This is a genomic window from Pseudomonas sp. DVZ6 (assembly GCF_024259445.1).
GTDB lineage: Bacteria > Pseudomonadota > Gammaproteobacteria > Pseudomonadales > Pseudomonadaceae > Aquipseudomonas > Aquipseudomonas peradeniyensis.
Map to the genome: position 1 here is coordinate 78,777 of NZ_JANCLM010000029.1, position 8,716 is coordinate 87,492.

5 protein-coding genes are annotated in these 8,716 nt (G+C 56.0%); 3 read left to right on the forward strand and 2 right to left on the reverse strand.

The features are described from left to right. Positions 1-70: 70 nt before the first annotated feature. Positions 71-3,964, reverse strand: a complete 3,894-nt coding sequence (locus NMG10_RS17320) for a hypothetical protein (RefSeq protein WP_254464788.1) — start codon at positions 3,962-3,964, stop codon at positions 71-73. 443 nt (positions 3,965-4,407) lie between these two features. Between NMG10_RS17320 and NMG10_RS17325 the strand changes: the two genes are divergently transcribed. The 3 genes from NMG10_RS17325 to NMG10_RS17335 all read left to right on the forward strand — a co-directional run bounded on the left by NMG10_RS17325 (position 4,408) and on the right by NMG10_RS17335 (position 7,822). Beyond that, entirely contained in the window at positions 4,408-6,294 is a 1,887-nt protein-coding gene (locus tag NMG10_RS17325; protein ID WP_254464789.1) for a DUF262 domain-containing protein, read from the forward strand. Between the two features lie 327 nt (positions 6,295-6,621). After that, the gene (locus NMG10_RS17330; RefSeq protein WP_254464790.1) at positions 6,622-7,161 is read left to right on the forward strand and encodes a Bro-N domain-containing protein; all 540 of its coding nucleotides are present in this window, start codon (positions 6,622-6,624) and stop codon (positions 7,159-7,161) included. After that, positions 7,145-7,822: a DUF6088 family protein gene (locus NMG10_RS17335; RefSeq protein ID WP_254464791.1), complete on the forward strand. Its 678-nt coding sequence runs from the start codon at positions 7,145-7,147 to the stop codon at positions 7,820-7,822. The genes NMG10_RS17330 and NMG10_RS17335 overlap by 17 nt, the downstream gene beginning before the upstream one ends. A gap of 164 nt (positions 7,823-7,986) precedes the next feature. Here the strand turns inward: NMG10_RS17335 and NMG10_RS17340 are convergent, their stop codons facing one another. Further along, positions 7,987-8,457, reverse strand: a complete 471-nt coding sequence (locus tag NMG10_RS17340; protein ID WP_254464792.1) for a GNAT family N-acetyltransferase — start codon at positions 8,455-8,457, stop codon at positions 7,987-7,989. Positions 8,458-8,716: the final 259 nt, after the last annotated feature.

The following is an 8,716-nucleotide window of genomic DNA, read 5'->3' on the forward strand; positions in this document are numbered from 1 at the left end:
GGGCGGCTTCCGACCAGTTGGCGGACGAATTCAATTACACCTCCTTGCTTCATCTCCGGCGAGATGCGTTCTATATGACCCTTGAGTCTTTAGCGGACCATTGAGAGAACGAGCGATGAATGTGTTTGTGAGCTTGGTAAATTTGCTGCCGAGCGCCATCTCTGATGGGTTGATGACCGTCCATCTTCTTTAGCCAATCCCGTTCTCCCCAATTGCACCAGACGAGTACCTGACGCGTTTCGCTCAGGTAGCGTTGAAGGAGATCCGCACGAATGTACAGAAGGCTGTGCCGGTCCCCCTTCCATGAATCGCCATCCTCACGGTAGAGAGTTCCAGGCTTGCCCAGAGAATCGTAGAAGTCGATTTCCCGATTCTTGCTCGCTAATCCAAGACGCTGAATCAAACTGGGAGCAGGTAGATCAAAACCTGAGAAATCGTTGTGCGGCGAATGATAGGACTCCCAGCCGAAGTGAATAAACGGAAGCTCCAGTCGGATGCCTGGAATGCGCCGAAATCTCGGCCTCGGCCCGAGTAGCTCGGTGAAAGAAATTTGGGGCTTCTTCCCTTCATCGGTAACTAACTCAACCCTGAGCGAGGGGCGCGGGCCCCTCTTGTTCGGTTCCTCCTGCACATGCTCCTCGAATGCTTCTACGACCTGGCGCCGGTAACGCCCGTTCCTTTGATGTAGGTGTCGGGCATAGGTCTGACGGCGGCCTGCCTCTCCTGCATAGAGATAGTGTTCAGTACCAGCTTCGGGGATCGTGTGGTTCCCTGGATAGTCCACAGCAAGAAACTTTTCCCTAAGACTCTGTACTTCCTTACGGGCCACAAACATCCCCCGTAGGAAAGCGAAAACTTCTCGATCTTGGGCTTCATCGGCCCCACGGACATGCCCTTGCAAAAGGACCCATGGACCTTGGCAACCATTGATTGACGAGACTAGGAGCAAGGGATGCCAGTTCGGAGTGAAACCGCTTTGTACCCAAGCATTGGCGCTATTTGTCACACGGCCGAACAAATCTGGAATCGGCGGTATCCATGCGGGTGGCCGCTTGGGAAAGCTTGGGTCCACACCACAGTCAGAAGTTCTCTCTTCTAGACGCCAATCAGGCAGGGTTCTGTTGGCCTCTCGCTCGCCCCACATCTCAAAAAAGGCAATCCACGCATACTTTTTCCCATACCGATCCACCTTTACTTCGTCACGTGCTTGCCAGGATGTACTCCCAATATGTCCATCAGCAGTTTCGAATCGATCTGCTCGGTACCCGAGGTCGTAGATGCGCCGCTCGATCTTCGCTCGAACACGGACGTACTCAGGATGTTTGTCATCGTAGTTTGCACGATGACGGACCAACCGCCCCATCGTGTAGTTGCCGAAGTCCATTTGAATAGCGTTGTCGATCGCCTCTGTCACCGCAGGATCAGGCGTGCCATTGCTCGCGAATGTAGACGGCGTATTCGAGAACGGAGCGGCAAGGTCCGCAGCTGCATTTTCGGGGAGAGCCACGCATTCAGCACGTATGGCTAGCTTAATGATTCCGACAGCGTAACCACGCGTAAGCGTGTGGTGGGTGGCATGGCGGGCATGTGGTGCGAACATACTCTCGTACAGAATTTTCGCAAGCGCCCCTAACTGTGGTCGAAAGGGTACCGCAAATTCAGAGTCCACCAAGGACATCGTTGTCCCGTAAGCCGCAGCCAGCATTCGCTCTGGTACGTAAGGGTCGTTGAACTCTAGGCTGGTTACGACATGAGCAAACAGCACCTCCGGAAACCGCTCCCCAATCATCACAAGCGCTTTCGTTGCCAAGTCCCGGTCACGTCGAACCACGGTTGTCAGAACAAGAGAGAGCAATACGACCAGCTCTCTAGCCGACTCAGGCGTCATGTGAGCAACATTGAGCTTTTGAGCCCAGATCAGTAACCGGTGAATAGTCGGCGATGCGTAGCGACGCCTTAGATACTCCGACCATTGGAGGTCGCGATCCGGCATTTGGAAGCCTGCCAAATAATCGTAAAGACGCCGGGAATGGTACGGGTGTTTAGGCTTGGTTGAGACGGCAGCCAATGCATCCACCATCTGCCCCCATGTCCGTGAGTTGGCATTCAGAAAGTGGTTGATAACCGTGCGTGTACCCTCCGTGAAAGCCGCGGGATCACGCCAAAAAATGCCTTCGACAAATGGTTCAAAGTAGGCACTCGAACTCTGAGCCTGCTTGGGCAAAACAAAATACAGCTCTCGTTGCCCATCAGGCAGCCGCTTCCCTGCTCGCTCCGGAAACTCGGTGATCAGAGCCTGCGCCCAGCCTGGCTCTGCATACTCACACTGGAATCGGTTGCGCATTTTGAAGATGCGCGCAAGCGGGGCTTTGCCCGTCAAGCTCTGCTTGATGGTGTCGATCGAAGTGAAATCGAGATGAGACTTGAGTAGGTGTCGCGCTATCAGGTGGTCGCTGAACCTCTGATAAGGAAGCCGCAAAACAATCCGAGACTTGTACCCAGAGCTTGACGAGTACCAGATAGCGTCTTCTTCAATGAGCCCGCTTGTGCGCAACGCCTCAAGGAGCTGGCGACGTTTGGCTGGTTTCAAGAGTGGGTAGTGGGCCGCGATAATACGGTCAGCCTCAGAGGGTCGAACGTAGCTACGCATGTTCGCAGCCATGCAAGGTGCAAACCCCGCGAGTCGACTGTCTCTGATCTGATCACTGCCTTTCAACAGCAGCCAACACCCCTTAGTCGCAAGATCAAACTTTTGCTCAATAGGCTCCCCTAAACGCTTCACAAACGACTCAAGGACAAAGGTCATACCTTTTTGACCTGAGGCGATGCCCGAAAACCCTTTTGCTAATTTCTTACCTGTCAGACTCTGAAGTGACTGACAGATCAGCTTCAGAGTTAACGGCCTTGAGAACTCCCTATCCAGCAGCGGAACCTCGGGTAACGGCAAGTCGTAGTACTGAAAGAAAGCAGCTTGCGCATCGAACTCTTGATCGTCGAAGCCGTGGTGAACGACCTTGTGAAATCGCTCTAGATCATTCTGCTCGATGGCAATTGGCTCGAACGGTGTGCGGCATGTGACGATTAGTCCGATATTCGGGCGATCATCTGCGAGCCGTAGGAGCGCAGTGACGGCATCACGCCATTCTCGCCGGCGCCCTTCGTTTACCCCTTCAAGGATGAATATTGTTCTGCCAGCCGACTCGTTGGCCAGCTCGGCAAGGCTGTCGAATACCTCTTCGGCGGCGGTGTCAGCCTGAATCCGCGAGCAGATTTCTTCAATTACATTGCCTTCAAAGTTCTTGGCTAGGACAAGTACTGTGGCTTGATCACGACCAATACGCTCTTGAGTGACATCGCAAAGCAGATGCGTTTTGCCGGTCCCCCATGCTCCGCTTACCAAGAGCTTTGGATCAAACAGAGCTTTGAATTCTGGACTCTGAACGTACTCCCTCTCATTGGCCACGACAGTCAGGCAGCGACCAATCGCACTCATATGGTCACGAAATCTGTCCTGTGCGGAGGGATATCCGGTGTCTCTATCAGCAGCAGCTAACCTGCTCTCCTCGTCACGCCAATGATTCATGTCCTCAATCAGCCCAGCCTCAATGCCGGCAATTCGCTCTCCCCATTCTGTTCCGGCCGTTGCATCGCGCTGACGCAATCGATTCATCATCGGCGTCAGAAAAGCACGTGCATCAGCCACTTTCGCTTCAAGCACATTGGGCTGCTGGCTTGAGCGTTTGGCTTGCGCCCATGCTTCGGAAAACGAGCCAAGGGTCGACTCGAACCTAGCAAGTGCTCCCGCTCCGCAAACGACGTTCTCGATCGCAGAGAAGAGTGATTCGACCCTAAGATTCGGCGCGTCAGGATCTACGCCAGGGGTATATCTATGCCCGGCTTGTTGTATCTGATCTCTGCTAAGGTTTTGAAGTGCTGCCAGTAGCGGTTCGTTTGCAGAAGGCATAGTCGACCTCAAAAAGCATCAAGATCGAACAACTATTGTGGCTCAGCAAAAATCCGTCAACTTACTTTTGAAGGCTGTACTTGCTCATCTAGCTGAATCCCCTTCTTTCCTAGTTGCCTTCACACCACAATTATGAACATCAGTCTGGTACGGATTAGTCCGCTGAACCTATCGACGAGCCACTCTATCTTGTTGAAGTCAGCCACCCGTTCTCAGAAAGATCAGGCTAATGGGCAATGGACGAATAACCAGCTGGCCTCTTCCCGTCGACCAGCGACCGGGGAATTGGTTGCCAGACCCAGGCGGGGGTTCACGCCAGCTAAAGGGTTCATGCCGGGGCCGATTTAGCAGAACGTCAAATTACACGCAGCACGCGTGTTAGGGCTAAGTAGTGACGCCGTGGTCCGCACAAGCCAGAATGCGCAGACCACCAAGGGGACGCCATGAAATCCGAAACGCTCACCGTGCGCCAGCTTTTTCAAGACCGCCGCCAGTACTGTGTACCGTTCTACCAGCGCGCCTATGTGTGGACGCTGCGCAATCAATGGAATGCATTGTGGCAGGACATCCAGGAAAAAGCCCAGGCGCGGGTATCCGGCCTGAGCATCACACCGCACTTCCTGGGCGCGGTGGTCCTCGAACCCCAAGTCAAAGATGGACTGATGGGGGTCGACACCCTGCACATCATTGATGGCCAGCAACGGTTGACCACGCTTCAGTACGTGCTGGCCTCGCTTCTGCTCGCGTTACGTGCTACCGGTATTCAAGCCTTTGAGCCCAGCGTGATCGGCTGCATGCAGAACAACAACGAAGAAACCATGCGCGATCCCAAAATGGAGCGCTACAAGCTGTGGCCGACCTTCCGCGACCGCCCCCAATTCATCAAAAGCCTCGGCATCCAGCGTCTGGACGATTTCCGGAGCGAATACCCGGCCCATTTCACGCAGCATGGCAGCCTGCGCAAGCACTATGATCACCCACCTGCACTGGCCGCGATCTGGTTCTTTACCCATGAGTTCATACGCTGGATTCGCTCAGGAAACGAATTGGCCGCTGCCTATGCAGAAAGCCTCATCATGGCGGTGTTGCAAGACCTCAAGCTGGTCAGCATTTCGCTGGAAGCCGAGGACGATGCCCAGGTGATTTTTGAAACGCTCAATGGACGGGGCGCAGAGCTGCATGCCACGGACTTGATCCGCAACTACATTTTCATGCGCGCCGACCAAGATAAAGTCGATGCCCAAGCGCTTTACGACAAGCAGTGGCTACCGTTCGAAGAAGACTACTGGTCTACCAAGCAGCGTCGTGGCCGCCTGAACAAGCCCCGCCTGGAGTGGTTGATCCATGCCACACTGCAAGCAGAGTTGGGCAGTGAGATTGATCTGTCACGCTTGTACAACGAATACCGGCGCTACGCAGCCGAGGCTCCAGCCAAAACCGCAGACCGTCAGTTGGTGACCCTGACCCAATACGCAGAACATTACCGCGAACTGATCAGCACCTCCGGCTCCTCCCTCATTGCTCGTCTTGGGCGTCGTATTGCGGCGTATGATGTCACGACGCTCCACCCGCTGGCCCTGCTGATTTCGACTGCGCAAGTGCCTGAGGCGGACAAAGCCTGCATGTTCAATTGCCTGGCGTCCTACGTGGTACGCCGCGCTGTCTGTGGACTGACGCCCAAAAACTACAACAACATCTTCCTCAGTGCGCTACGTCACCTGACGAAATCAGGGATCTCCAGCGGAGTCCTCGGCGACTATCTGAGTACACTCAACGGAGATGCTTCCCGTTGGCCCGACGACGCCGAATTCCGTAACGCCTGCGTCAGCGCACCGTTGTACCCAGGCCGGCTGGATACCGCGAAAACCCGTTCACTGCTAACGGAGCTGGAGGGCGGTTTACGGCTATCCGTTAAAAGCGAAGAGCCAGAACTACCAAACCTATCAGCTCTCGATATCGACCATATTTTGCCGCGCAGTTGGCACACCCACTGGCCACTGAAGGATGGCAGCGCGGCAGCCGACAGCGACGAGTCGGATATCGAAGTGATTGTGCGCTCTGGCGGCACATTGACGCCCTGGCAACTCCTCATTCGGGAACGGTATGAGAGCATCCCAACACTGGGCAACTTGACGCTGCTGAACCTCAGCGTCAATAGAGCAGCGCAACACTGCGATTTTTCAGCGAAGCGAGACAAGCTGATTGCCAACACCAGCCTTCGTCTTAATGTTCCTTTGATTGCTACCCTTGCGTGGGATGAGGTCTCAATTTCAGCCAGAGCCCATGTCCTTGCCAACATGGCACTGACGATTTGGCCGAAAAGCGAATGACCGCCTGCTATCCAGAAAGGCTGCCTTTTGGCTAATGCCAGTCAGTTAAGCCTCTGAACGAGCGGCCTCTTCCTCAAACCGATGACGAGGCTAACGAAAAAACGGCGCTTTCCCAACTAGGGGAAGCGCCATTTTTTCTTAACTGACTGGCATTAGCCTTTTGGCAGCCTTTTTAATGTCCGAGCCTCAAAATCGAGAAATGTCCTACACGTCTAACACTATTTAAGCAGAGGAAACCACGGTAGTTTGATTGAGCGCTAAGAACGCTCACGCAGCGGAATCCCGTTCCCGTTAGAAACGGCTCTCCTGATTTCTGGAAGGCCAATCATGGACAACCATTACTCCTCCACCCTCTTCACCCGCCACAACCGTCCCCTCCACACCCTCTGGCTCGAATCCCAAGCCTGGTTCTGCGCCCACGAACTCGGCCGGATGACCGGGCGCTTCTTCGACGAACACTGCATCCGCAAGCTCGACCCGGACCAGCATCGCACCGTGCAACTGCTGCGCTACGGCCAGTACAGCGAGACCACCATGGTCAGCGAGTCCGGTGCCTATACCCTGCTGGCCCATCATCACATTCCGGAAAACCGCCACCTGCGGCACTGGCTGACCCATGAGGTGGTGGCGGTGCTGCGCGATGGGCAGGACTCGGCGCTGGAAGACCTGCCGCGCCTGGGCAGGATGTGCTGGCCGGGTGGGCATACGGCGAGTCTGTTGTATTGGCAGAGTGAGCCGTGGGTACGGATGCGGGATATGCCGGTGGTGATGGCGGCGGAGTTACCCGTGGTGGTGCCCGAGCGGCGCAAGTTGAGCTGGAAAGAATGTGCGCAGCGGGCGTTGCGGTTGCATGGGGTGGGAGATTGACCAGCTGGAGGCTTCAACCCAAGCCGATGAGAAGGCAAGCGTGTCGGTAGCGCAGGCGATTGCCAGCCACATTCGTTATCTGGCCCGAGGCAAGCCGTTCACTGTTCAACACTTCACGAAGTTCGGATCACGCTCCGCCGTGGACAAGGCTCTGGCCCGCCTTGTCCGGGCGGGCGCCTTGGAGCGGGTGGCGCGAGGTGTGTACATACGGCCAAAGTGCAGCCCCTATTTGGGCAAGGTGCGACCGGGACCTGTCACCGTGATGATGGCAATGGTCAAAGCACGTGGCGAGATCATCCAAGTGCATGGGGCCGAAGCAGTCCGACGGTTCAGGCTCAGCACGCAGGTTCAGGTGCGGCCGATGTACTACACCAGTGGCTCCAGTCGTGATCTACGGGTGGGTGATGCGGTCGTCCACTTGCGGCATGTATCTGCGGATAAGTTGCAATGTGCGGGTAGTCAGGCCGGCTTGGCGCTGTGTGCGCTTTTCTATATCGGCAGGCACCAACTGACGGGCGCGATGGTTCAAACGATTCTATCCAGGCTCGATACCGGAGAGGCAGAGAGATTGATGCGCTGCAGGATGCCTCGGTGGATGCGCAAGATTGTGGATGGAGCGTATGGGCAGTCAACGCCCGCCTCAGCCCGAGGAAAGGGCTGAAACGAGCTGTACGTATTGCTGAAAGAGCCGTGCAGGGGATGGCACCGGTTTCGCCGGTGTCTGCCCGTCAGTACAGGCAACGACGATGACCTTACCGTCCCAATCGCGGGGCAAGCCCGCTCCCACGCCCTCATTTGCTCACAATGGACTTAGGCACAATGGCCTTAGTGAACGACATCCAGCGGCATCCGGTACTCAATCACCCCCGGCTTCTCGGCAATCCAGTCATACAACCGCTGCGCAGTCCGGTTGGTCTCCTGGGTATGCCAGTACAGCCGGTCGCACTGCTGCTGCCGGGACTGGTCCTGGACGAACTCGATCAGTTGCTTGCCGATCATCCGCCCTCGGGCGCTCGGGCACACGTACAGGTCTTCCAGGTAGCAGAAGTCGTTACGCCCCCAGGTCGAGCGGTGGAACACATAGTGGACGAAGCCGAAGAGCCGTTCGCCGTCCGTGGCCACGGCGCAGTGCATGGGTTCGGTCGGGTCGAAGAAGCGGGCCCAGGTGCACTCGGTGATGGCTGGGCCCAGGTCTACCTGGTAGAAGGCCTGGTATTGCGACCAGTAGTCGTGCCAGGGCTGGAGGTCGGTTTGCTTCACTTCGCGGATGAAGACAGGTAGTTGGGTGGTGGTCATTGATGGAACCCCTTTTGGGCAATGCAGTGTAATGAGTGAGGGGGCCGGCCTGCCCGTAGCGCTTGCCTTCCTTGGTGGTTGCTTGCGGGCTTGGGTTTTATAGCGGATAAATGGTTGGTTTTTACCTGCCAATTAGTCGTGAATATCCAGACCATTTTAGGGTTCTGGAAGGGCGTAAGGCTCGGGATTGCCGGGGCTGCTTTGCAGCCCTTTCGCGGCGCAAGGCCGCTCCTACAGGGGGGCGCGGTCCCTTGTCCCT

Coding starts and splice junctions, on each gene's coding strand:
- NMG10_RS17320 (WP_254464788.1), bottom strand. CDS start 3,964: ATGCCTTCTGCAAACGAACCGCTACTGGCAGCACTTCAAAACCTTAGC.
- NMG10_RS17325 (WP_254464789.1), top strand. CDS start 4,408: ATGAAATCCGAAACGCTCACCGTGCGCCAGCTTTTTCAAGACCGCCGC.
- NMG10_RS17330 (WP_254464790.1), top strand. CDS start 6,622: ATGGACAACCATTACTCCTCCACCCTCTTCACCCGCCACAACCGTCCC.
- NMG10_RS17335 (WP_254464791.1), top strand. CDS start 7,145: ATGGGGTGGGAGATTGACCAGCTGGAGGCTTCAACCCAAGCCGATGAG.
- NMG10_RS17340 (WP_254464792.1), bottom strand. CDS start 8,457: ATGACCACCACCCAACTACCTGTCTTCATCCGCGAAGTGAAGCAAACC.